Below are 23,397 nucleotides of genomic sequence, written 5' to 3'. Positions count from 1 at the left end.
ACTCTAGACTGTCGTGGTCATGCGCTGGCCGAGATCGTAGATGGTGGCGGCGCGTTCGTAGGCAGGCGCGGTGTTCGGGCCGAGGACCTTCTCGATGGCCGCGAGGAGCTGCGAGTTCTTTACCGGCTTCTGCAGAAAGGCCTGCGCCTTGGCGAGCAGGACTCGCTCCTGATTTGCGAGACGATTGCGCCCGGAGACAACGATGACGGGAATATGCGCGATGGCCTCCATCGAGTGTAGGCGCTCCAGAACGGTGAAGCCGTCGCCGGCGGGGAGGCCAAGGTCGAGCAGCATCAGGCTGGGCATGTGTTTGCGCGCTTCGGCGATGGCGGAGACGCCGTCTACAGCGACGCAGACCTCGTAGTTGTTGGCGCGGAGCCTGACGGAGAGCGCGAGACGCATCTCGGGGTCGTCATCGACGACGAGGATCTTCTTTTGTGGCAGCATGACAAACCTCCGGCGCTGGGCTGGCGGCTCGTTTGCGTGCTCGGCTGCCTGTCCAATCCCAAAGCTAGACAGATGTACGAGAGTGGTACATCCCACTATTGAGGGCAGAATTATGCGGAGGTGTTATGGAAGGGGAGGAGAACCGTTGAGTGGGTGTGAATCTCTATTGCGCAAGAGAGTGTGGCGTCTAGATGAATCCGAAATGCGGGGGCTCTCCACTGCGCAGCAGACAGTAAAGCCGGCCTCTGCGCAGTGGAGATGACGGCCTGCACTAAGCAAAATTTATCAGGGGGCTTTGTTGGTCTTGGAGGTGAAGCGGTTGAGGAGAAACTCCTCCGCCATGGCATTGACGATGCGGCCGGCGGTTGTCGTGACGATGCCCGTGAGCACGTCACTGGCGTCTCGATTCGACTGGGGAAGGTAGGTGACGGAGAGCGCGCCCGAGGCTAGGTCTCCTCCGATGCTGGAGTAGTTGGGCTGCCACTCACCGTTGTCTCCCTTGGCGACGAAGGGGGCTTCGAGCGCGTGGAAGAAGCGGGACTTCTTGGTGCCGGTGCCCTGATAGAAGTAGCGAGGGTCCTGATGCAGAACGGAAGGAAGTATGGCACCGCCAATGAGGACATCAGAGACGCCGCCCGCGTAGATGGCTCCGAATCGCTGGCCGTAGCCCTTCCATCCCTGCTGGTAGTCGGGCGTGTTGGCGGCTTGATTCACGCCGGCAAGAAAGGCTGTGCCTGCGATGGTCACGACGTCGGTCGAGGAGCGCAGGGCCAGTTCAAATTTGAGCTTTGGGGTAAGCGGGACGAATTGCTTATCGTAGACAACGTAGAAGTTTGGGATGACGCCGAGGATGCGTTGCTTTTCTGCTTCATGGACCTGCTCGGTGGCGATCTGCTCTTGCGACTCAGCGGTGATGCTGGTCTCGACGGCAGCGACGACGAGCTTGAAGGCGGGAAGCTGCAACTGCTGGCCGGGGGTGAGGATGATCTGGGCCGAGGTAGCGGGGGCGAATCCCCTTGCTGAGACGACGATGCGATAGGGAACGGCCGGGCGCAGATTGCGGAGCTGGAAGGTGCCGGTGTCGTCCGAGGTGGTGGAAGTATGCTGGCCGGAATTAGGCCCGTTGGCGATGATCGTCGCGCCGGGAATGAGGCCGCCGTCGATGTCGGTAACAGAACCGTTGATGCTGGCGGTCTGTGGCTCCGGGGCTGAAAAGAGTTGCGCCGGACTGCGAATGACAAACAAAGGGAGAAGCAAAAAAGAAAGCAGATGCCTACAGTGCATAGTTTGATGGATTTCCTATGTGAGCAGACGTTTGCGGAGGGGCTAAAGGTTCAAAATGTGCCGTCTTTTAACAATTGCCGAGCGTGTAAGCTACGCACCTCTGCGGGTTATGGCTTCTTGATTGCTAAGACTTCCGCGAGATGAAGCGGACGCGCTGCGGTGTTCTGTGTGATCTGCTCGGAGCAGCTGAAGCCGTCGCTGACGATGATCGTGCCTGATGAGGCAGCGCGAACGGCGGGCAGAAGCACGCGCTCGCCGAGGGTCTGCGAGACTTCGTACTTGTCCTGCTCAAAGCCGAACGGACCGGCCATGCCGCAGCAGCCGGAGTCGAGAAGGGTCACATTCGCGCCCGTTGCGCGAAGTAAGGTCATTTCGTCGTCCATTGACATGGTCGCTCGGTGGTGGCAGTGGCCGTGGACGATAATGTCGCCGCTGAGTTGAGGCGGCGTGTAGTTAGGCGCGTATTTGACGAGGAACTCGCTGAGCAGAAGAGTCTGATCGCAGAGTTTCGCGGCTCGGGGATCGTTCGGGAGGAGATTGCAGATTTCGTCGCGGAAGACGCTGGCGCAGCTTGGTTCGAGGACGACGATAGGAGTTCCGGCGGCAAGCTGTGGGGCGAGGGCGTCGAGGACTTTGAGGAGATATTGTTTGGCGGTGTCGAGTAGGCCGAAGTCGTAGAGGGGGCGACCGCAGCAGAGGTGCTTGGTAGGAAGTTGAACTGCGAAGCCTGCACTGGTAAGGACTTCGTGCGCCGCTTGCATGGTGTTGGGGTGGAAGTAGTTGTTGAAGGTGTCGGCCCAGAGGAAGACGTTTTGGGCGGACCCGGAGGAAGGCAAATGCGGGGGTCTCTCCACTGCGCTTCGCTCCGGTCGAGATGACGAGTCTATACCAGAATGAGAAGCCTTCTCGTGTGTGCGAGAGAAGGCTCGGGCGAACTTTGGCAGAGTGCGGTTGGGGTGGATGTGGAGTAGAGACTTGGCGAGCTGAGAGATCCCGGGAGCGGCGTTGATCGCGTTGACCAGCGTGGGGAAGTGGCTGGCGATGCGGGCCCACACATCGATGCGGCCAAAGGCGTAGTGGGCGAGCGGGCGCAGTCGGCCTTCATAGTGGTGGGATAGGAACTCGGCCTTGTAGGTGGCCATGTCTACGGAGACGGGGCACTCGGATTTGCAGGCCTTGCAGGCGAGGCAGAGGTCGAGGGACTCTTTGACTTGCTCATTGCGCCATTGGTTGGGGAGGACTTCGCCCTGCATCAGCTCCCACAAGAGATGGGCGCGGCCGCGAGTGGAGTGGAGCTCTTCGCCGGTGGCCATGAAGCTGGGACACATGGTCCCGGCGTCGGTCTTGCGGCAGGCTCCTACGCCTACGCAGCGCAAGGCGGCGGAGGCGAGGCTGCCGTTGTCTTCGGCGAACGCGAAGTGGGTAGCTGGCTTCCATGGGTTGTAGTCCGCGCCGAGGCGAAGGTCTTCGTGGGGCTCGTGGGCATCGATGAGCTTGTTGGGATTGAGCTTGTTGTCGGGGTCCCAGGCGCGCTTGAAGTCGCGGAAGGCCTGCATCAGTTCAGGGCCGAACATCTTGGGAAGCAGAGCGCCTCGCGCTTGCCCATCTCCGTGTTCACCGGATATCGATCCGCCGTGGGCCAGGGCTATGTCGCAGGCGCGGTCCATGAACTCGCGGAACTTGAGGATGCCGGGAGCGGTTTCGAGATCGAAGTTGTGGCGCATGTGGACGCAGCCCTGGCCGAAGTGGCCGTACATGGGGCTTTGATAGCCGAACTCGTCCATGAGGGCTTTGATTGCGCGGAGGTAGGAGCCAAGCTGAGCGGGATCGACTGCGGCGTCCTCCCAGCCCTCCCAGCCGGTGCCTTTGCCGGGGACGAAGGCGGTTGCGCCGAGAGCCGACTCGCGAATGTGCCAGACGCGTTTGGCTTCTGCGCCGGTGTAGATGCGCGGAGATACATTTGTAGCGAGCGTAGTTACAAATTGGGCGAAGGCTGCGGCGAGGGCGTCGGAGGATGCCTGGCTGTCTGCACCGAACTCGCAGAGGAGGAAGCCTTCGCCGGGAGGAAGAAGTTCAAGCGAAGAGAGGGATTTCTGTTTGCGGCGAAGGGCTTCGAGGAGAAGGCCGTCGACGCCTTCTAGGCCGATCAATGGATGTGTGAGGAGCTGAGGGACGAAGTCGGCCGCGATGAAGATGTCTTCAAAGCCGACGCCGACGAGAGTGCGGAACTGTGGGCTGCGAACGAGCTGCAACGTTGCCGACAGGATGATGGCGCAGGTGCCTTCGCTGCCGACGAGGGCGCGGGCTACGTTGAAGTCGCTGCCGGGGAGAAGCTCGTCGAGGTTGAATCCGGAGACGCGGCGCGGGATGCGCGGGAACTTGGTGAGGACGTACTCAGAGTAAGTGTCGCGGATACGGTTGAGTTCGGCATAGATTCTGCCGGTGCGGCCGCCGCCCGCGATGTGTGCGGCGATTTCGGCTTCGGTGGTTGGGCCGACGGTGATGTGGGTGCCGTCGTAGAGCAGGAGATCGAGGGCGACGATGTTGTCGACGGTCTTGCCGCCCATCAGCGCATGGACGCCGCAGGAGTTGTTGCCGATCATGCCGCCAAGGGTGCAGCGGCTGTGGGTGGCGGGGTCGGGAGCGAAGGTAAGGTTGTGCAGTTCGGCTTTTTCGCGGACGCGGTCGAGGATGGCGCCTGGTTGCACTCGCATCGTATTGTTCGCGAGATCGACTTCGCCGATGGCGTTCATGTACTTCGAAAAGTCGAGGACGACGGCAGCGTTGCAGGCCTGACCGGCGAGCGAGGTGCCTGCACCGCGCGTGAGAATAGGAGCGTCGTGTTTGCGGCAGACGGCGACGGTTGCGATAACGTCGGCTTCGTCGCGCGGGATAACGAGGCCGATGGGGATGTGGCGATAGTTCGAGGCGTCGGTGGCGTAGAGGGCGCGGGATGCCGCGTCGAACCGGACTTCGCCACGGATGACGGCGGAGAGTTCGGAGGCGAGGCTGTCGGCACCGGGGAAGGTGTCGTGGGCGCGAGCGTGGGAGCTGGGCAGGATGGTGAAGGCAGAGGACATGAATTGCTTTCAGTGTAGTGGCGCGCGCGACTCATTGCTCTCACGGAGCAATGAGTCGCACCTCGACTGTCCAAGCGCGAAGACGATTGCTACTTGGCCTCAGCGGTCATCTTGAAGATGGCTTGCGCGTTGGAGCTATCGAAGCTTAGGTCCAGGTGCTGCTTGCCATCCGTCTCTTCGGGTAGCGGGAGGCGGGTGATGAACTCGTAGAACGAGCCGGGGACTTCGCGTTCGATGGGGTCGCCCTGGGCGGTGCGGAACCAGCGCTTGACGCGGGCAGCGACGAAGGCGGTCTGGCGGACGCGGCCGGATTGGGAGGTCTCGACGGTGGGCTTCATGGGCTGGCCGAGGGCCTTCTGTTCGGCGGCGAGGGCGTCGACGTCTGGGACGCGGTCGGTGGCGTGGTTGAAGGCGTTGCCTTCCGTGGAGATCCAGGCCATCTCGGCGGATTCGGCGAGCAGGGTGTCGTAGTCGGCAAGGGTGGGCGTGGCGTGCTGACGGGTGAAGCAGCGGGTGAGGAGCGGTAACAGGCGGGTGGCGGCTTCGCGCGGTAGAGAATGTTCGCGGTTGAGCTCGGCGAGTAGTGTGACTGCTTCGGGCGTGAGCGGGTCGATGGAGGTGCCGGTGACGTTGCGTACAGCTTGCTGAAACTTTTCGGAGAAGCGGTCCGGGTGGAGCTCACTGATGAAAAACTGGGCGATCTCCTCGGGGAACTCGACCTGGGCGTGGGAGCGGCCGGTCATCTTGAGGCGTTCGAGGGGATAGACGCCGTTGAGTGCGTAGCCGAGCGGGCGGAGGATGCGGGTGATGGCCTCTTCGCCAGCGGGGAGGGTGCCCATATTGGCGAGGGCGACGGTGCGGACTGCGCCGTGGTCGTGCATGATCCTGCGGCCGGCGAGACGGCAGTCGGAGGCATAGGTCTTGGCTGCGGGGACGCGCTCGAGAAGGTCTTCGAAGAGAAGCATGTTGAGGGCCTGAGCGATGACGGCTCTTGAGGCTTTAGCTTTGTCTTCGTTCAGTAAGGCTTGGGGGATCTCGAGGATGCGGAGAAGACGGTCGGTGCGGGTGAGGCCGATGTTGGGCTCGAGGATGGAGTGCAGGGTGGGCATGTGTGGCTCCTTCTGGTACCTCAGGGGCTATAGAGCCCCACGTGTTTTTGACGCTCTTGCGGCACGGCTGAAGCCGTGCCCTTAAGCAAGACGTGCCAAGAGCAGCGCTAGGTTAATTATGGGCGGCTATGATGACGCACTCTTCCAGAATGTCGAGGGCTACTTCCATCTCTTCTGGCTTGACGACCAGCGGAGGGCAGAGGCGGATGCTGGTCTCGCCGCAGCCGAGCAGCAAGAGGCCGCGCTCGAAGGCGAGGTCCACGATGCGGTTGCGGAGGTCCGGGGCAGGGGTGCGGGTGAGGGTGTCTTTGACGATCTCGACGCCGATCATGAGGCCTCGACCGCGGACGTCGCCGACGATGGGGTGCTTGCCGATGCCTTCCCCGGAGACCCAGGTCTGAAGGCGCTCGATTGCGGCGTTGCCAACGACGGCGGCATTGGCCATAGCTTCGCGCTCAATAATCTCAATGGTCGCGAGGCAGGCGGCGAGCGCGACGGGGTTGCCACCGAAGGTACTGGCGTGGGAACCCGGCACCCAGTCCATGATGTGCGCCTTCGCCATGCATACGCTGAGCGGCATGCCAGAGGCGATGCCCTTGGCCATGGTGACGATGTCGGGCTGGACGCCGGTGTGTTCGATGGCGGTCCACTTGCCGGTGCGGCCCGCGCCGGACTGGACCTCGTCGACGATCATGAGGATGCCGTGGCGGTCGCAGATGCGGCGGATCTCTTCAAGGAAGATGTTCGGGGGAACGACGTAGCCGCCTTCGCCTTGGATCGGTTCGACGATGATCGCCGCGACCTCCTCCGGCGGAAGGTGGGTCTTGAAGAGCTTGTCTTCGATGTAGCGGGCGCAGCCGAGGCCGAAGGCCTCCGCAGCTTGCGGGCCGCCGCTGCAGCCGCGATAGACGTAGGGGTAGCGGACGTGCGTCACTCCTGGTACGAACGGTCCAAAACGTCGCTTCTGCTGCGGCTTCGAGGCGGTAAGCGAGAGCGCGCCCATGGTGCGTCCGTGGAAGGAGCCGAGGAAGCTGATGATGTGCTGTCGGCCGGTATGGTAGCGGGCGAGCTTCAGGGCGCACTCGACGGCCTCGGCGCCGGAGTTGCCGTAGTAGAACTTGTGCGGGCCAGCCATCGGAGCGAGCGCGGAGAGGCGTTCGGCGACGCGCGGCATCAGGTCGTAGTAGAAGTCGGTTCCCGACATGTGAAGGAACTTCGCCGCTTGAGCTTGAATTGCGGCGACGACTTCTGGGTGACAGTGGCCGGTGGAGTTGACGGCGATGCCGGCGGTGAAGTCGAGGAACTCATTGGTGTCGACGTCGGTGAGTCGACATCCGCGACCGGACTGGACGACGAGCGGGTAGTCGCGGGTGTAGCTGGGTGACATTAGGGCTTCGTCGCGGGCGATGATGGCGGCGGCGTTGGGGCCGGGGAGAGTGGTCTTGATCTTCGGGCCGAAGCTCGTGTGAAGCTGCGCGTTGGGAACGACGGCTTCGGGGATGTGAAGGGTGGCGCTCATGGGATGCTCCTGCCGGAACGGAGTTCGGGCGCGGTTGGGAGATCGCTGCGTGGTGCCGGTTCCTTTGAAGGAAGGGCTCGCTTGAGGCTGAATTTTGTGGGGAGTTAGTCGCCGAAGAGGTTCGGGCGGGAGTGGGAGGGTATGGTGGCTGCGAGAAGCTTTGCGATGCGCATTGTCCATGCCCCCTTGCGGGCAAGTATAGCGCGGGAATGTGATTGTTGGGTACGCGTATGGTGCATCTTCGGTGGGATTGTGCTGGTTCGGGAAGAAAATAGTTCGCTCGTGGCGCGAATTTCCCACCCATGCGATAAAGCTGCATGGATGGTGCACCCGGGCATTGGCTGGTTTACTGTTTACTGGTGGTCTGAGAAGGGGACGAGATGACACAGGACGAAGCGAAGCGGCTGGTGGCGAAGCGGGCGGTGGAGTTTGTTGAGGACGGCATGGCCGTTGGGCTTGGGACAGGGTCTACGTCGCGGATGTTTATCGAAGAGCTCGGCGCGAAGGTGAAGGCCACGGGCATCAAGATCCGGTGCGTGGCATCGTCCGATGCGAGCCAGGAGCTGGGGCAATCGCTCGGCCTGGAGGTGGTGTCGCTGGCGGAGCTGCCGGAGGTCGATGTTTATATCGACGGCGCGGATGAGGTTGCGCGGGATTCCGACGGCAGTCTGGCGCTCATCAAAGGCGGCGGCGGAGCGTTGCTGAGGGAGAAGATCGTTGCCAGCTCGGCGAAGAAGTTCATCGTGGTCGTCGATTCGACGAAGGTGGTGGAGAAGTTGGGGAAGTTTCCGTTGCCGATTGAGGTCATCAAGATGGCGCTGCCGCTGGTGGAAGGCAAGCTGACGGTGCTGGGGCTGAATCCGAAGCAGAGGAAGAAGGCGGACGGGTCGGTTTATCTTACGGATGAGAAGAATTACATTCTGGATTGCGCGGCGGGGGTGATCGAGAATCCGGAGGAGACGGCGGCGGAGGTTCGCGGGATCGTCGGCGTGGTGGAGCATGGGTTGTTTCTGGGGATGGCGGCGATGGCCCTCGTGGCTGGGGATGACGGGGTTACGGAGATGCAGGGGTAGGGTTGTGGCGAGACCCACTCATCGCGTGAGACAACGGCGCGATGAATGGGGCACGGGTTTGTGGCTGGGATGAGCCCACATCTCAGAATCGAGATGTGGGGCACCCGGATTTGTGGCGGAAAGCTTCGGATGGATTGTGTGATGCGATCGGTGTGGCGGGTTCTTCACTGCGCTCAGAATGACGGCAAGAACAAATACAAACGCAGATTCCCTTTGGGAATGACAAACAAAAAAGCCGGTATCGCTGTCGCTATTCAGGTTTGGCGACGGCGTTTTCTTTGTAAGCCTTTTGCAGGACAGAGAATGCCAGCTTCTTCTGTCCGTTGGGGGCGATCAGACCCTTGCGATTGAAGCCGTCCTGCACTCCGGGCAACAGGCGCACGGGAGAGCGGAAGTCCATCAGTAGCCAGGGGGTGGTTCCGCGGAGCTGGGGAATCTTGCTGAGCATGGTGATCTGGTTGCGGTAGATGGCGGCCTGGAATTCTTCCGTCCAGCGCTGGGTCTCGGGGCCGTGGAGGCCGGCCTTGGCGCCGCCGCCGAACTCGCTCATGATGACGGGCTTGTCGTAGCGGATGTCCCATTTGACGTTCGGGATCTTCTCGGGGGACATCTCGTACCAGCCGGCGTACTCGTTGGTGCCGAGGACGTCGAGCGCTTTGCCGAGCGGGTCGTCGACGATCTTGGTATCGCCTTCTCCGCGCACGAGAAGAGCTGCGGTGACGAGACGGGTCGAGTCGAGTTCATGCGCGTAATCCGCGAGTTTGGTAAGGAACGCGGTGCGGGCGGGGATGTTCGGCGTCTCGTTGGCGATGGACCAGAGGATGACGGAGGCCTTGTTGTGGTCGCGGCGGATGTTTTCGCCTAGCTGCTGCTTGGCTTTGACGAGGAGGGCGGGGTCGTCGAAGTGGACGGCCCAGTAGACGGGGACCTCGCTCCAGACCAGGATTCCGCGGCGGTCGGCTTCGCGGGTCATGCGTTCGTCGTGGGGGTAGTGGGCGAGGCGGACGAAGTTGCAGTTGAGCTGCTGGAGCCAGTCGAAGAGGGTTTTAACGTCGGCGTCGGTGTTGGCGCGACCGCCTCGAATGGGGGCTTCGGCGTGAACGTTGATGCCGTTGAGGGCGATGGGCTTGCCATTGAGGAGGATGTGGGTGCCGGAGACTTCGATGGTGCGGAAGCCGATCTCATCGGTGAGCTTGTCTGAGCCGGATGCGAGTTCGACTTTATAGAGCTTGGGGTTGCCGGGGGCCCAGAGATCTAGGCTGGCGGGAGCGATGGAGATGACGGCGCGGCCAGTGGCGTCAGTCGTGGTGTTGAGATCGACATGGGCTTCAGGGATGGACACATGGACCTTGGTGTCTGCGGGAGCATCCACGACGTGGACGTAGCCTTCGATGGTCTTGTGATCCGCGCGGCTCAGGTGGAGGTCGTAGTCGTCGATGAAGGTGTTCGGGACGGTGACGAGAGAGACGTCACGTGTCAGGCCACCGTAGTTGTACCAGTCGGTCTTCAGCGTTGGGATACCGTCGGCCAGGCGGGTGTCGTCGACGGCGATGACGGCGAAGTTCTTGCCCGGCTTGAGCGCGGCGGTGGCGTCACAGTCGAACGGCGTGAAGCCGCCTTCGTGATCGCAGATGTGCTGACCGTTGATGAAGACGCGAGCGCGGTAGTTGGCGGCACCGATGTGGATGAAGGTGCGTTCGCCTGCCTTCGGGGTGAACTCGAAGTCGCGCTGGTACCAGAAGAGTCCCTCGTAGTTGAGTAGGGCGATGTTCTGGGTGTTCCAGTCGCCGGGGACTTTGACGACGGGGGACCGAGCGAAGCTGTACTCGATCAAGCCGTTGTTGGCGGTGTTGTTGGAGTTGGCTTCGGGCTCGCGGTTCTCGAAGAAGCCGTGCTTGTTGATGCCGCCCTGGAAGTCGGAGAGGCCGGCGGAGTAAGGGTCTAGGATGTAGTGCCAAGCGCCGTTGAGGGACTGGGCGGTGCGGTGGTCGACGTCTACGAGGACGGTGGGGGTGGATTGGGCGGCGGCAGAGGCGGAGATGAGGGCGGCGAGGGCTAGATTTAGGATTTTCATGGATAAAGTCGTCGTGGAAATAGTACGCCAAATTGGTCTGACCACGTTTTTATGGCGCCAACTTTGGGTGTGGGCAGAAAGGTTCGAGCGGTTCGGGTGGGATTGGGTTCGTCGGGATTCTTCGCTTCGCTCAGAATGACGGCGGGTAACGGACAGAGGCGAGTGGAATTGAGATGGACGATCTGGAAGCTGGCGAGATAGGATCGGCCATGACTTTGAAACCAGAGAAGCCGAAAGAAAAACCCGAGAAGCCAACAGAGAACCGGCCGGTCAACCTGAAGGTGATGGCGGAGTATCTGGATCTGTCGCCGGCGACGGTTTCGATTGTGTTGAACGATGCTCCGGGGGCGAAGTCGATCGCCCCGGCGACGCGGGAGCGGGTGCTGGCCGCGGCGAAGAAGTTGGACTATAGACCCAATACCATCGCTCGGTCGCTGCGGATGCGGCAGACGCTGACGATCGGAGTGATCGTGCCGGAGTTGAGCGAAGGCTACTTCACCATGGTGATGAACGGCGTGGAGCGGACGCTGATGGAGGCGGGCTACATCTACATGGTGCTGTGCCACCAGGGACGGGCGGACCTGATCGACGAGTATCCGCGGCTGCTGATCAAGCGGGCGGTGGATGGATTCATCCTGGTCAATACGACGCTGAACGAGACTGTGAATCAGCCGGTAGTGTCGATCTCCGGGCACAAGAGGATGAAGGGCGTAAGCAATATCGTGCTCGATCACGATCGATCGGCTGCGCTAGCGTTGAAGCATCTGCGCGACCAGGGACATAAGCGGATTGTGTTCATGAAGGGGCAGAAGCATATTCCCGACTCCGAGACGCGGTGGGAGAGCATCCTGAAGATGGCCAAGGCGATGGGGGTGCCGGTACATCCGGAGCTTTGCGTGTATCTGGAGGCGAACTCATCGTCGCCGGAGCTGGGGTATCCGGTGATTCGCGACCTGCTGACGAAGACGCGAGATTTCACGGCGATCTTCAGTTTTAACGATATTGCGGCGATTGGAGCGGTGCGGGCGCTGGCGGATGTGGGGTTGTCGGTGCCGGGAGATGTGTCGGTGGTGGGGTTCGACGATATTGCGAGCGCGATGTACCAGACCCCAAGTTTGACGACGATTCGTCAGCCGCTGCACAAGATGGGCGAGGCGGCGGCGCAGTTGCTGGTGAAGCGGATTGCAAAGCCTCACGAGGCGTATCCGGAGGAGATGACGTTCGAGCCGGAGCTGATGGTGCGCGAGTCTTCGGGAGCGGCGAAGGTGGCTGTGGCGAAAGCGCGATCCGAGGTGCATGAGGCAAAGCCAGCGCTGAAGGTGGCGCGAGCGAAGCGTTGATCGACAGACTTCGGCGATCAGTAGGTGGCGACGGTGACTTTGAGCAGTTGCGGCCCGGTGAGGAAGTTGAGGCCGTAGTCAGACTGGTCGCCGTTCCATATACGTGCCCGATTCCACTTTTGGCCGGTGTAGTTGCCTTCTTCGACGGCGAGCCACTGGCGCTGCTTGCCCGGCGCCTTGGGTTCGAAGTCGACGCGGGCGTTGTAGGCGGTGACGAGGAACTCGTTGGGGCCTAGCTGGGCGACGAGGGCCTCGCCGGTAGGGGGCTTGTTGCCGGGTGCGGGCGTCCATCCGCCAAACTGGGGCAGGCCGTAGGAGATGACGGCGGTCCAGTCACCGAAGTCGAGGCGCTGGACGTGCTTTGCGTCAGGCGCTTCGTCTTCCGCTACGCCTTTGACCCTGCCCTCGAAGTTGAGCCGGGCGATGAGGCGGGAGATCGGAGCGAGATCGGCGAAGTTGAAGCTGAACTGCTTCAGCAGCTTGTCATCGATCTTCGCGGCGCCGTTGGGATAGTTGGCGTATCCGGTGAAGTCCATGCCGAAGGGTGACCAGCTTAGCGAGCCGTGGCCGATGGCCTCGAAGCAGAAGCGGGCGAAGTCGGAGGAGTTGCCGGTCTCGGGCACCATGAGAGCGTTGTCGGGACGGGAGTAGAGGTCGAGGACCGCCGTGTACTTCTTGTGTTCGTCCATGTAGATGTCGGGGGCGAGGACGTCGATGCTGGGGGCGGCGGCCTTCCACAGGGCGAGCACGTCGTCGGTGGGGCCGCCGGATTCCCAACTGCCCTGCTTGCCAGGGTGGATGGGATCGCGGAGGGCGGCGTTGGCGTAGAAGGGGAGCGGATACTCTGCCTTGCCCGCGGCGGCGACCTGCTGGATGTAACTGGCGACGTACCAGGAGTGGAAGATGCCGTCAGCATCGTCGCCGAAGACCTGCTGCCAGGTGCCGGACTGCGACTTGCCCATGGCTTTCAACGCAACATCCGGGACTTGCTGCGCGAAGAGCGCGTCGGCGGTGGCGGAGTGGTCGCGGACGGTACCGTAGGTGCCCGACTCGTTCTCTACCTGCACCATGATGACGGTGTGCTGCGGGTCTTTTTCCTTCAGGTGCCGCATGAGTGCGGTGAAGGCTCGCTTGTCGGCTTCGAGAGTGAACTTCGAGTGCGGCGAGAGCGAATCCACGGCGACGCCCTTGGCGGTGACGACGTGAGGGTACTTCTGTTCATCCAGCTTCATCCACTGCGGCAAGTAGTGGCCGCTGCCGTTCTTCCAGGTGCCGAACCAGAGCAGCACCAGGCGGACGTTGTGCTGGCGGGACTGGTCGATGAGCATGTCGACCTGGGCGAAGTCGAAGTGGCCTGGGGTTGTCTCCATGGTCTCCCAGTAGACGGGAGCTTCGAGGGTGTTGATGTGCAACTGCTCGGCGGCGGGCCAGACCTCGGGCATCGTCGCTGCGAACGCCGAAGAGTTGTTCACCTGCGTGGCGAGCATCAGGTACGGGGCTCCGTCAACCATGAGGGCGAAGCGACCGTCGCGTTCGACGAGGGCGGGCATGGGGTTGCGCGGAGTCTTCTGAGGTGCCTGGGCATGGAGGGTCGCGGCGAGGGCGAGTGCGGCGATGGTTGTGCGAAGCATAGGGAGTATCTTCGCAGATTTTCGCATGGACTTTCTGCTTCCCGACCATGCGATGAGAGGGCATGGATGGGGCACCCGGGCGTTCGTGTCTGTACAGAGATGTCTTTCGCGGTTTAGATTGTTGTGGGAAACCCCTTATGACAAAAATCGTTTTAGCAGCGTCCCTTCTTGGAACTTTCCTTGCAACTTCGACAGTCCCGGCACAGAAGTTGACGCTGGAACGAGGCAAATCGACGGTGATGGTCGAGCCGTACGCGCCGAATGTCGTGCGTGTGACTCTGAGCCTGATGAAGGAGGAGGCACTGGCTGCGCCGGGGTACGGGATCGTCGCGAAGGCGATGCCGGAGGGATGGTCGATTGCGAAGGATGGAGAGCGAGATGTGCTGCGGTCGTCGCGGATGGTGGTGACGGTGACTCCGCCGCCACACCCAGGCGGCCCGATGCCCGAGACTTCTAAGTTCTTCTCGGGTTCCGCGCCGTATGTGGGGATCAGCTTCAAGACGCCGGAGGGAAAGACGCTTGTGGATATGGGCGGATGGCAGATGGCGATCCCGAACCACAAAGACGGAACATATGACGTTGAGTACGACCGCCGTCCGACGGACAAGCCTTTCTTTACCGTGGGTGCTAACTTCTCCGCGCAAAAAGACGAGCACTACTATGGGCTGGGGCAGAACCAGGAAGGCTACCTCGACCGGCGTGGACACGTCGTGCATTGCGAGCATGACTACAACGCTCCTGGCGGGCAAAGCGTATGTGTGCCTTTCGTGGTTACAAATAAGGGCTATGGAATTCTGTGGGACAACCCATCGAAGACCACGGCCAGCTTCGCGTTCAACGACTCGACGAACTTCGTGTCGGACGTGGGGCAGCGGGTCTCGTTCTTCGTGATTGCGGGTAAGACGTATGACGAGATCTACGAGGGTTACCGGTTGCTCACGGGGGATACGCCCATGCTGCCGAAGTCGGCGTATGGATATATCCAGTGCAAGCAGAGGTATCGGAGCCAGGCGGAGATTCTTGCCGTGGCGAAGGGATATCGCGACCGGCATCTGCCGATCGATGACCTGGTGATCGACTGGTTTACGTACACGAAGATGGGCCAGATGGACATGGACCCCGCGATGTGGCCGGACCCGGTGGAGATGAACAAAGAGCTGCACGCGATGAACTTCCACGTGATGATCAGCGTGTGGCCGCGTTTTGTTCCGGAGAGCCGGTTCTACGACACGATCAAGAAGAACGACTGGTTTGAGAAGCTGGCCGATGGCACGCCGACCAATGGACTGCCGTATGACCTCGCTGGATCGGACATCGATACGACGAATCCCGACGCGGCGAAGTGGTACTGGAACATAGTGAACGAGAACTATGTGAAGAAGGGCTTCGACGCGTTCTGGGCGGATGAGACGGAGCCGGACCTTAGCCCTGGCAACAGCTACTTCCATGTTGGGCCGGGGACGCAGTTCTTCAACGTCTATCCGCTGTTTCATACCGCTGCGTTCTACAACGGGATGAGGCGCGACATGAAGGAGCGGGCGCTGATTCTGGCTCGTGACTCGTATCTTGGAGCGCAGCATAACGGGGCGATCTTCTGGTCGTCGGACATCAGCCCGACCTGGGACGTGCTGAAGCGGCAGGTGCCGACGGGCATCAACTTTGTGGCTTCGGGGTCGCCCTACTGGAGCACCGACATTGGCGGATGGCAGGACATTCCGTACTTCCACAAGCCAGAGCGGACGCCGCTGCTCGATCCTTCGGACGCTCGCGAGAATGTCAATCACTACGATGACTATCCGGAGCTCTACACACGGTGGTTCGAGTACGGAGCGTTTCAGCCTAACTTCCGCACCCACGGCGGACGCAAGTTCAACGAGGTGTGGTCGTATGGCAAGCAGGCGGAGCCGATCCTGGAGAAGTATCTGAAGCTGCGGTATGAGTTGATGCCGTATATCTACTCGCTTGGCTACAAGACGCATATGACGGGAGCGCCCTTTATGCGTGGCCTGTTCATGGACTTTGGCGACGATCCGAAGGTGGCGAACATTGGCGATGAGTACATGTTTGGCCCGGCGGTGCTGGTGGCTCCAGTGACCGAGCAGGGCGTGACGACACGCGAGGTTTATCTGCCGGCGGGGACGGACTGGTACAACTTCTGGACGAACGAGAAGGTGCATGGCGGGCAGACGATCTCCGTCAATGCGCCGATTGATACGCTGCCGCTGTTTGTGAAAGCGGGGTCGATTCTGCCCATGGGCTCCTATGTAGAGAGCACGAACGAGGTGCAGAAGATCGCGAAGGTAAAGGTGTATCCGGGATCGGATGCGAGCTTCGAACTTTATAACGATGATGGCAAGACGTATGCGTATGAACAGGGCAAGTTCGAGGTGACGAAGTTGAAGTGGGATGATGCGGCTGGGAAGTTGAGCGGGACCGGGGCTACGGTGGAGGTGGTGGGGAAGTAAAGAAGCTTTCCGCTTCAGGCGGCTAGGTGAGTCTGGCTAAGTGGGGCGGAGTATCGCCCTGGTCACTTGGGCTTTGAGAGTCCAAGACTCATCAATTCACCTCTATTTCCGAAGAGCAGCGAACCACTGTTCGTATCGCCAGATTCCAGATCAGGGAACCGCTTGTAGATGAGGAGTGCGACCTCCGTAGCTTGTCGCTCGTTCAAGCCACTTATAAGACAGCTCTGAGAGTATCCGCTAAAAGCATAGAGGCCTGAGGGATCGTCCTCGCCGCCGTTATAGTACGCGAGCGAGCTCAGACCGTGAGCGCTGACGCAGACGCTGTCGTCGAACGTCTTCCCCACGTTTCCTCGGACGGTGAGTTCGCGAGTAGTCACGGTAAGCTGTGTCATATTGCCATGCAGCCAATCGGCAATGGTTGACCCGAGGCCGATAACCCCACAAGCGAACCAAAACCAACTCCGGTAATGGTAGGCCACGGAAAATACAAAGAAGATCATCAATGGACCTACCAGAGAACTGAGCAGACCTCTATCGCGGACAACCGTGATTACGATGGAGTCAGCAGTATCGAGGCTTGTCCAGCTTCGTTGATCAAGCCATCTCATGCGACTTGGCTCGCATGGTCGTTAGTGGCGGGCCAGATGAGCTTTGCGGCTAGCAATGTGAGGGCGATCCAGTAGAGGTCTGCGCCTAGCAGGTGGAGAACCTGCATCCAGATAGGGGCGAGGAGCAGGACATCTGCTATGCCGAGAACGAACTGCGCGCCTAACAGAGAGACAACGATGCGGGCAAGCGGGCTGCGAAGTCCGGTGACTCGGAGCATGAGGAGGACGCAAACGGTGCCGATGATCGCCATCGCAGGGTGCATCCAGCGCATGCGGACGAGGATGGGTGAGGCTGAGGACATATCCGATGCGAAGGCGGCGGCGAGGCTGGGTGAGGGGAAGAGCGTGTCGGCGAGAGCGGCCAGCGAGCCAGTGGCGGCGATGAAGAGCGTGGCTACGATGGCAATTACCGCGGCTGGGCGCGACGAGCGTAATGACGCAACAGGGTGCGTGTCTGGTGTCAGGTAGAAAGCTGTGAGCGCGAGTGCGGCCATGAAAAGCATGGTGTTGGTGAGGTGGATGCACTGGGCGATGTCGCGGCCGGTGGAGATGTTGGCTTCGACCCAGTGGCGGAGGACGAGCATCGCGCCGAGGAGAGCTTCGGTGACGAGCAGGAAGGCGGCCCAGAGGACAGCGTTGCGAGCGCGGTGGCCGCGCGGAGTAACGCGGAAGGTGAAGATGCCGAGGACGACGAGCAGGGCTGTGCAGATGCCGGATGTGGACCGGTGGGTGAACTCGATGACGGTGGCGAGGCGCGGGTGGTGCGGTACGAAGTCTCCGTTGCAGAGCGGCCAGTTGCTGCCGCAGCCTCCGCCGGAGCCGGTGGCGCGCACGACCGCTCCCCAAAGGACGACGAGGATGAAGAAGCAGAGCGTGACCCAGGCGAAGCGGGCCACGGCTCGGGTATTCTTTGCGGGGGCGACTACGGTTGCCGTTGCCATACCGACATTCTACGACTGTGGGCGGGGTGACGGTGTCCGTCCCACCCATGCGGGGAAACCGCATGGATGGGGCACCCGATTCTTGTTGCAGGGCCAAAGCGAATGCGGGGATTCTTCGCTTCGCTCAGAATGACGAACCAAGAGAGGGTTAGCCCGCGGCGAGTTCCTTGGCGCGCTGGGTGGCTCGTTTGACGGCTTTGATGAGGGTGACGCGAAGGCCGCCTTCTTCCAATTCGAGGATGCCGTCTACAGTGCAGCCGGCGGGGGTGGTTACGGCGTCCTTCAGCAGCGCTGGGTGGTAGCCGGTCTCGAGCACCATGCGGGCCGACCCGTAGGTGGTCTGCGCGGCGAGCAGCGTGGCGACGTCGCGAGGCAGGCCGACGTTGACGCCGGCTTCGGCGAGGGCCTCGATGATGATGTAGAGGAAGGCGGGGCCGGAACCCGAGAGACCGGTGACGGCGTCCATGTGTTTTTCATCGACGACGACGGTGCGGCCTACGGTCTGGAAGATGCGCTGGGCGATGGCCATCTGCTGTTCGGAGACGAAACGGCCGGCGCAGAGCGCCGTGATGCCGGCGGCGAGCATAGCTGGCGTGTTGGGCATCGCGCGGATCGCCGCGATGTCGATTCCGGACGCCTCTTCGATGGACTTGGTGGTGACCGAGGCGGCGAAGGAGAGCAGCAGCTTCTCCTTCGTCAACGCGGGCTTGATGGTCTCGATAAGTGCCGGGACCTGGATGGGCTTGACCCCGATGAGGATGACGTCGGCGCGCTGGGCGGCTTCGAGGTTGTCGGTGATGACTTCGACGCCGAACTGCGCGGAGAGTGCGAGGGCGCGCTCCGAGTGCTGCACCGTGGCGACGATCTGCTCGGGTGCGAGGAGGTTGTTCTTGAGAAAGGCCTGGAGCAGGATGCCGCCCATCTTGCCCGCTCCAAGAACGGCTACGCGGAGGCCGGGGAGTGTAGGCGGGATGGCGGCGGGGGTGATGAAGGATTCTTCTTGCGTGCTCATCTGGAAAGGCTATCAGACTGAGACGCCTGGGCTCCCACATCTGGCGATGAAGCTGCCAGATATGGGATACCCAGAGTTGTTGAGGTTAGATCTGAGACATGCCGCCGTCGACGTAGAGTTCTACGCCGTTGACGAAGCTGGAATCGCTGGAGGCGAGGAAGAGGGCGACGGTGGCGATCTCCTCCGGGCGGCCGATCTCTCCGCGCGGGATCATGGATGTGAACTGCGCCTTCGCATCGGGCCCGAGCGGGTCGAGGATGGGCGTGTCGATGGGGCCGGGGCTGATGACGTTGACGCGGATCTTGCGGTCCTTCAGGTCGTTGAGCCAGGTGCGCGCGAAGGAGCGTACGGCGGCCTTGCTGGCGGCGTAGACGCCGAAGGATTGGAAGCCCTTAATGCCAGCGATAGAGCCGTTCATGATGATGGAGCCGCCGTCCGTGAAGAGGGGAAGAGCCTTCTGCACGGTGAAGAGGGTTCCGCGGACGTTGAGGTTAAAGATATCGTCGAAGTGCTTCTCGGTGATCTCGCCGATCTTGCCGAACTCGCCCTGCCCGGCGCTGGCAAAGAGTATGTCGATCTTGCCCTTCTCCTTCTTCACGACTTCGTACAGGCGGTCGAGGTCGGCGAGGTTGGCTGCGTCGCCCTGGACGCCAGTGACGTTGCGGCCGATGGCTTTTACAGCCTCATCGAGCTTGTCCTGGCGGCGTCCGGTAATGAAGACGTAGGCGCCTTCTTCGACGAAGAGCTTTGCGGTGGCGAGGGCCATGCCCGAGGTGGCTGCGGTGATGACCGCTACTTTTCCGTCAAGTTTTCCCATTGCGATTCTCCTGATTTGTCTGCTGCGTTTGAACTTTGTTGCCCGGCGTGCGTTCAGTTGAATGGATGGTGGCGGCGATTCTCGAGATTCATTAGTTCTGTATCTATGAACTATTGGTTGCGCACCCGCATGGCCAGAAAAGTCGTGTCTGATATATTGCCACGATGCCGAGCCGAGTAGCAGGGCAATCACTTAGAGGTGAGATCTGTGCGGAGTTTGAATAAGCAAGGATCGCGGCGGAGGTTTCTGCGAGGCGGGATTGCGGTGGCGGGAGCTTCCATGTTCGCGCCTGCTGCCGAGGGCGGCGTCGTGACGACGACCGCGGCAACGTCGCTCGATGCAGAGAGAATGCGGTCACTGATCGCGTTCACAATGACGACGATGGATACACCGCATCCGGTGCCTTATGGGGCGGAGATCTTTGACAGCGCGACCGGCGCATCGCTGATGCGCGCGGTGAATCGAGTGAGCGAAGACCATGACCCGAGCGGGCACGGCGAGATCGTAACCATCCGGAAGGCGTGCGCAAAGCTGCAGGCGTGGTCCCTGAAGGGTTACACGCTGTATACGACGTGCGAGCCTTGTCCGATGTGCATGGCGTGTTGCCTGTGGGCTGAGCTCGACCGCGTGGTGTACGGCGCGACTATCGCGGATGCAGCGCGGTTCGGTCACCAGATCATGATTCCGTCGGTGGAGGTGGCGCGAAGGACGGATTTGAAGTGCTCGGTGACGGGGCCCGTTGAGCGAGAGCGGGCACTGGAATTGTTCACGAATGCGAAGATGCAGGCGGTGATGAAGAAGTGGAAGTGACCTTACTTCTGCGTGGCGATCCAAGCCGTGATGCGTTTGTCGAGAACATCCAACGGTAGAGCGCCTGAGTCGAGGACTTCGTCGTGGAAGGCTTTCAGGTTGAACTTCGGGCCGAGGGCATCCTGCGCGCGCTTGCGTAGTTCTAGGATCTTCAACTGCCCCATCTTGTAGCCGAGTGCCTGCCCGGGCCACGCGATGTAGCGGTCGGTCTCGGACTGAACGGTGGGCTCGTCGATGGCGGAGTTCTCATGGAAGTAGTCGATGACCTGCTGACGAGTCCAGTGCTGGGAGTGGACGCCGGTGTCCACGACCAATCGGATTGCCCGCCACATGTCGGCTTCGACGCGGCCGTAGTCGCTATAGGGGTCCTGGTAGAAGCCGATCTCCTTACCGAGGCGTTCGCTGTACAGCGCCCAGCCTTCAACAAAAGCGGTGTAGGAAGACTGCTTGCGAAAGTCGGGAAGGCCGGTCAGCTCCTGCCCGATGGATATCTGCAGGTGATGGCCGGGGACGCCTTCGTGGTAGCTGATGACCTCGACGTTGGTCAGCAGGCGGTCGGAGAAGTTGAGCAGGTTCACGTCTACATGGCCCGGACGCTTGCCGTCCGCGGTGCCCTGGTCGTAGTAGGCCGGCGGGCTGCCGGGAGCGATGGAGTCGGGCATGGCGATCACTTCGAGCGGTGCCTTGGGCAGGCGGCCGAAGAGTTCGGGCAGCTTGGGCTTCATCGCCGCGATGTAGCCGGTGTAGAGGTCGAGGAGCTGCTGCTTCGACTGCGGGTGCTCTTTGGGGTTGGCTTTGAGGGCGGCGCTGAAGGTCTTCAGGTCGGAGAAGCCGAGTCTGTGGATGATGGCGAGCATCTCGGCTTCGTCGCGCTTTACTTCGTCAAGGCCGATCTGGTGGATCTCGGCTGGGGATTTGTCGAGGGTGGTGCTGCGGCGGACGCAGAAGGCGTAGTAGGCGTCGCCGTCGGGGAGAGACCATGCGCCGGGATCTTTGCGCCCGGCGGGGATGTAGGTCGTCGAGAGGAACTTCGCGAAGCGCTGGTAGGTGGGCAGGACGTCATTGGAGACGGCGGCGAGGAGGTCGGCGGAGATTCGGGTCTGTTCGGCTGCGGTGATGGACTTTGGAAACTTCTTCAGCGGTTCGGCGAAGAGGCTGTCTTTGGCCGTTGTGCCAGCGATGGACTGGGTCTGGGTGAGGACCTTTTCGAGGATGTAACGAGGCGGCATGCGGCCTTCGTCGATGCCAAGCTGCATATTGGTCATCTGCTGCGAGAAGGCTAAGGGCAACTTCTTGAGGCGGGCGATGTAGTCGTCGTAGTCCTTGACGGAGTCGAAGCTCAAGCTTTCGAGGAGGTGCGAGAACGATAGATGGAAGCCGGTGTACTGGTCGACCGGCATCTCCCACTCTTTGAAGCGGGCGGCCTCCTGCTCTTCGGTGAGAGAGCGAAGCATGAGGTCGGCGGAGAGCTGTTCCTGGTCGGAGAGGCCAGTGGTGTCTATCATCGAGAGGCGTGCAATGTAGCCAAGGCCACGCTCAAGCCGGGCGTTGACTTCTCTCGCAGAGTAGTCGGAGAGCTGGTCGTTGTAGCGCTTGTCGCCGAGGGTGGAAGCGTACTCGGGAGAGTGCTTGAGATTGTCTTCCCAGATGTCGTGAAAGAGGGCAGCGAGGTCCTTGCTGCGCTGAGCGGCGGACGGGGCTGCCTGGGCTGATGCGAAGAGCGCGGTGGTGGCAAGGATGGCGGCGACGACAGTGGAACGGAGGAGACTCTTCACGCAGACCTCGGAGGTTATGAGAGTTCAGTCTATCGTGGCGGAGTGTTGCCACTGGCGTTCGTGGCGAGACCCACTGATCGCGAAAGACAGAGGCGCGATGAATGGGGCACAGAGTTGTACTCGGAGGTTAAATGTGGTGCGACGAGACGGCGCTTCGATCAGGGCACCGAGTTAGGCTTTTTTCGGTCGGGTGGGGAGCCAGCTTCGAGCATGCGGTAGAGGGTGGACCGGCTGATACCGAGGCGGTCGGCGGCGCGGACCTTGTTGCCGTTGCAGCGGAGAAGGACGTCGAGGACGTGGTTGTGGATGACGTCGTCGAGGCGCTCGACCCGGGCTTCGATCTGGCTGGGACGTTCTTCCTGGGCGAACTCGCCGAGCGGAGGCAGATGCGCGGCCTCGATCACGCCGTCGGGGCAGTCTGGATCGCCGTCTTCGCTGTGGGGACGGGCAAGCTCGACGACGCGCTCGAGTTCGCGAACGTTACCGGGCCAGTCGTGGGCCTGAAGCTGGGCGATGGCGCGGCCATCGAAGGCAGCCGTAGGATGGCAGCCCTCGGGAGTGCAGCGGCCCAGGATGGCGCAGGTGATCAGGGGAATGTCTTCGAGCCGGGAGCGCAGGGCGGGGATGAGGATCTCCACGGCGGAGATCAGACGGTAGAGTTTGCGGTCGAATTGTCCCGCACCGGCCAGGGAACGGAGATCGCGGCCGGCGGAGAAGATCATGCGAGGGCGTTCCGGGCCGATGCGGGCGCTGGAGAGACGCTGCAGGGTCTGGCGGAGCTGGACCTGCTGGGTGGTGGAGAGTTCGTCCACACCGCGGATGAAAAGGGTGCGGCCGGGGCCGGTGAAGTTGGGGAGGAGTTCGGGCCGGAATTCAGGCCGCGGATCGGGGACGGGCTCGGGGCGCATTGGGACGGCTTGCAGGATGGCCGCAACGCCATTGGACTGGATCAGCCGGAACGAGCGAGACGGCGAACCGAGGCTGCGGAGGGTGGCGCGAACCTGGGCGGAGACGCTGGGAAGGAGTTCGAGGAGCGAGGCTGCGGTGTGGGTAGAGAAGGTGCCGTCGGAGTCGGCGGAGACGCGATGGAGGGCGAGGGCGACGGTCTCCTTGCAGGTTCCGGTCTCGCCGGTGATGAGGGCGACACGGAAGTGGGGCGAGACGCGTCGAAGCTGGGCCCGGAGGGAGCGCATCGCGAAGCTGTCGCCGGTGAGGCAGACATAGTCTTCGAGCGCACAGAGGCCGGGATCTTCGAGGTGCTGGCGGAGCGCTGGAGCGTATGCTCGCGAGGTGCTGACGGAGTGGTCGTATTCGCTCATCTGCTCAAGACGGTATCGGCAGACAAGTCCGCAGGGATGAGCGGGTTGGCGACAAAAGGTAACGGCCGGCACCGCAATGGGCACCGGCCGCTA

The 23,397-nt window shown here is 61.7% G+C and carries 17 protein-coding genes; 4 read left to right on the top strand and 13 right to left on the bottom strand.

The genetic code is table 11. The annotated features are described in order from the left end of the window. Nucleotides 1–3: 3 nt before the first annotated feature. The 5 genes from OHL18_RS14635 to OHL18_RS14615 form a co-directional block, all read right to left on the bottom strand. Nucleotides 4–447, bottom strand: a complete 444-nt coding sequence (locus OHL18_RS14635; RefSeq protein ID WP_263375585.1) for a response regulator — start codon at nt 445–447, stop codon at nt 4–6. 285 nt (nt 448–732) lie between these two features. Next, nucleotides 733–1,731: a carboxypeptidase-like regulatory domain-containing protein gene (locus tag OHL18_RS14630; RefSeq protein ID WP_263375584.1), complete on the bottom strand. Its 999-nt coding sequence runs from the start codon at nt 1,729–1,731 to the stop codon at nt 733–735. A gap of 107 nt (nt 1,732–1,838) precedes the next feature. Further along, the gene (locus OHL18_RS14625; RefSeq protein WP_263375583.1) at nt 1,839–4,811 is read right to left on the bottom strand and encodes an FAD-binding and (Fe-S)-binding domain-containing protein; all 2,973 of its coding nucleotides are present in this window, start codon (nt 4,809–4,811) and stop codon (nt 1,839–1,841) included. Nucleotides 4,812–4,900: 89 nt separating this feature from the next. Further along, nucleotides 4,901–5,920, bottom strand: a complete 1,020-nt coding sequence (locus OHL18_RS14620) for a DUF1338 domain-containing protein (RefSeq protein WP_263375582.1) — start codon at nt 5,918–5,920, stop codon at nt 4,901–4,903. Between the two features lie 112 nt (nt 5,921–6,032). Beyond that, entirely contained in the window at nt 6,033–7,439 is a 1,407-nt protein-coding gene (locus OHL18_RS14615; RefSeq protein WP_263375581.1) for an acetyl ornithine aminotransferase family protein, read from the bottom strand. 380 nt (nt 7,440–7,819) lie between these two features. On the opposite strand from OHL18_RS14615, the gene rpiA reads away from it, so the two are divergent. After that, nucleotides 7,820–8,512 carry a ribose-5-phosphate isomerase RpiA gene (rpiA, locus tag OHL18_RS14610; protein ID WP_263375580.1) on the top strand — a complete coding sequence of 231 codons (693 nt, stop codon included), beginning with the start codon at nt 7,820–7,822 and terminating at the stop codon, nt 8,510–8,512. Between the two features lie 250 nt (nt 8,513–8,762). Here rpiA and OHL18_RS14605 read toward each other — a convergent pair whose 3' ends face one another. Then, nucleotides 8,763–10,586 carry a glycoside hydrolase family 2 protein gene (locus OHL18_RS14605; RefSeq protein ID WP_263375579.1) on the bottom strand — a complete coding sequence of 608 codons (1,824 nt, stop codon included), beginning with the start codon at nt 10,584–10,586 and terminating at the stop codon, nt 8,763–8,765. Nucleotides 10,587–10,795: 209 nt separating this feature from the next. Here OHL18_RS14605 and OHL18_RS14600 point away from each other — a divergent pair, with 209 nt between their 5' ends. Further along, nucleotides 10,796–11,926, top strand: a complete 1,131-nt coding sequence (locus OHL18_RS14600; protein ID WP_263375578.1) for a LacI family DNA-binding transcriptional regulator — start codon at nt 10,796–10,798, stop codon at nt 11,924–11,926. 17 nt (nt 11,927–11,943) lie between these two features. Here the strand turns inward: OHL18_RS14600 and OHL18_RS14595 are convergent, their stop codons facing one another. Continuing rightward, nucleotides 11,944–13,557, bottom strand: coding sequence for a DUF5597 domain-containing protein (locus OHL18_RS14595; protein WP_263375577.1), 1,614 nt, complete (start codon nt 13,555–13,557; stop codon nt 11,944–11,946). Between the two features lie 137 nt (nt 13,558–13,694). Here OHL18_RS14595 and OHL18_RS14590 point away from each other — a divergent pair, with 137 nt between their 5' ends. Further along, nucleotides 13,695–16,022, top strand: a complete 2,328-nt coding sequence (locus OHL18_RS14590; protein ID WP_263375576.1) for a glycoside hydrolase family 31 protein — start codon at nt 13,695–13,697, stop codon at nt 16,020–16,022. Nucleotides 16,023–16,084: 62 nt separating this feature from the next. Here the strand turns inward: OHL18_RS14590 and OHL18_RS14585 are convergent, their stop codons facing one another. From OHL18_RS14585 to OHL18_RS14570, 4 genes are all read right to left on the bottom strand, one after another. Continuing rightward, complete coding sequence (locus tag OHL18_RS14585; RefSeq protein WP_263375575.1) at nt 16,085–16,414, bottom strand: hypothetical protein; 330 nt, start codon at nt 16,412–16,414, stop codon at nt 16,085–16,087. Nucleotides 16,415–16,626: 212 nt separating this feature from the next. Next, nucleotides 16,627–17,571 (bottom strand): COX15/CtaA family protein, encoded by a 945-nt coding sequence (locus OHL18_RS14580; protein ID WP_263375574.1) that lies wholly within the window; start codon nt 17,569–17,571, stop codon nt 16,627–16,629. A gap of 148 nt (nt 17,572–17,719) precedes the next feature. Continuing rightward, nucleotides 17,720–18,583, bottom strand: a complete 864-nt coding sequence (proC, locus tag OHL18_RS14575; protein WP_263375573.1) for a pyrroline-5-carboxylate reductase — start codon at nt 18,581–18,583, stop codon at nt 17,720–17,722. A gap of 85 nt (nt 18,584–18,668) precedes the next feature. Continuing rightward, complete coding sequence (locus OHL18_RS14570) at nt 18,669–19,400, bottom strand: SDR family NAD(P)-dependent oxidoreductase (RefSeq protein ID WP_263375572.1); 732 nt, start codon at nt 19,398–19,400, stop codon at nt 18,669–18,671. Between the two features lie 216 nt (nt 19,401–19,616). Between OHL18_RS14570 and OHL18_RS14565 the strand changes: the two genes are divergently transcribed. Next, a complete protein-coding gene (locus OHL18_RS14565; protein ID WP_263375571.1) occupies nt 19,617–20,210 on the top strand; it encodes a nucleoside deaminase in 594 nt (197 codons plus the stop codon). Nucleotides 20,211–20,212: 2 nt separating this feature from the next. Here the strand turns inward: OHL18_RS14565 and OHL18_RS14560 are convergent, their stop codons facing one another. Next, nucleotides 20,213–21,985: a DUF885 domain-containing protein gene (locus OHL18_RS14560; protein WP_263375570.1), complete on the bottom strand. Its 1,773-nt coding sequence runs from the start codon at nt 21,983–21,985 to the stop codon at nt 20,213–20,215. Nucleotides 21,986–22,143: 158 nt separating this feature from the next. After that, a complete protein-coding gene (locus tag OHL18_RS14555) occupies nt 22,144–23,304 on the bottom strand; it encodes a sigma-54-dependent transcriptional regulator (RefSeq protein WP_263375569.1) in 1,161 nt (386 codons plus the stop codon). Nucleotides 23,305–23,397: the final 93 nt, after the last annotated feature.

It is taken from the genome of Granulicella aggregans (genome assembly GCF_025685565.1).
Classification (GTDB): Bacteria; Acidobacteriota; Terriglobia; order Terriglobales; family Acidobacteriaceae; genus Edaphobacter; species Edaphobacter aggregans_B.
The sequence above is the reverse complement of the archived record's forward strand: the minus strand, read 5'-3'. Positions and strand labels throughout refer to the sequence as shown.

Bases quoted from the DNA above. Each gene is read 5' to 3' on its own strand.
- OHL18_RS14600 (WP_263375578.1), top strand. From the start codon at position 10,796: ATGACTTTGAAACCAGAGAAGCCGAAAGAAAAACCCGAGAAGCCAACA.
- OHL18_RS14595 (WP_263375577.1), bottom strand. From the start codon at position 13,557: ATGCTTCGCACAACCATCGCCGCACTCGCCCTCGCCGCGACCCTCCAT.
- OHL18_RS14580 (WP_263375574.1), bottom strand. From the start codon at position 17,571: ATGGCAACGGCAACCGTAGTCGCCCCCGCAAAGAATACCCGAGCCGTG.
- OHL18_RS14555 (WP_263375569.1), bottom strand. From the start codon at position 23,304: ATGAGCGAATACGACCACTCCGTCAGCACCTCGCGAGCATACGCTCCA.
- OHL18_RS14635 (WP_263375585.1), bottom strand. From the start codon at position 447: ATGCTGCCACAAAAGAAGATCCTCGTCGTCGATGACGACCCCGAGATG.
- OHL18_RS14615 (WP_263375581.1), bottom strand. From the start codon at position 7,439: ATGAGCGCCACCCTTCACATCCCCGAAGCCGTCGTTCCCAACGCGCAG.
- OHL18_RS14620 (WP_263375582.1), bottom strand. From the start codon at position 5,920: ATGCCCACCCTGCACTCCATCCTCGAGCCCAACATCGGCCTCACCCGC.
- OHL18_RS14590 (WP_263375576.1), top strand. From the start codon at position 13,695: ATGACAAAAATCGTTTTAGCAGCGTCCCTTCTTGGAACTTTCCTTGCA.
- OHL18_RS14630 (WP_263375584.1), bottom strand. From the start codon at position 1,731: ATGCACTGTAGGCATCTGCTTTCTTTTTTGCTTCTCCCTTTGTTTGTC.
- OHL18_RS14625 (WP_263375583.1), bottom strand. From the start codon at position 4,811: ATGTCCTCTGCCTTCACCATCCTGCCCAGCTCCCACGCTCGCGCCCAC.
- proC (WP_263375573.1), bottom strand. From the start codon at position 18,583: ATGAGCACGCAAGAAGAATCCTTCATCACCCCCGCCGCCATCCCGCCT.
- OHL18_RS14570 (WP_263375572.1), bottom strand. From the start codon at position 19,400: ATGGGAAAACTTGACGGAAAAGTAGCGGTCATCACCGCAGCCACCTCG.
- OHL18_RS14605 (WP_263375579.1), bottom strand. From the start codon at position 10,586: ATGAAAATCCTAAATCTAGCCCTCGCCGCCCTCATCTCCGCCTCTGCC.
- OHL18_RS14585 (WP_263375575.1), bottom strand. From the start codon at position 16,414: ATGACACAGCTTACCGTGACTACTCGCGAACTCACCGTCCGAGGAAAC.
- rpiA (WP_263375580.1), top strand. From the start codon at position 7,820: ATGACACAGGACGAAGCGAAGCGGCTGGTGGCGAAGCGGGCGGTGGAG.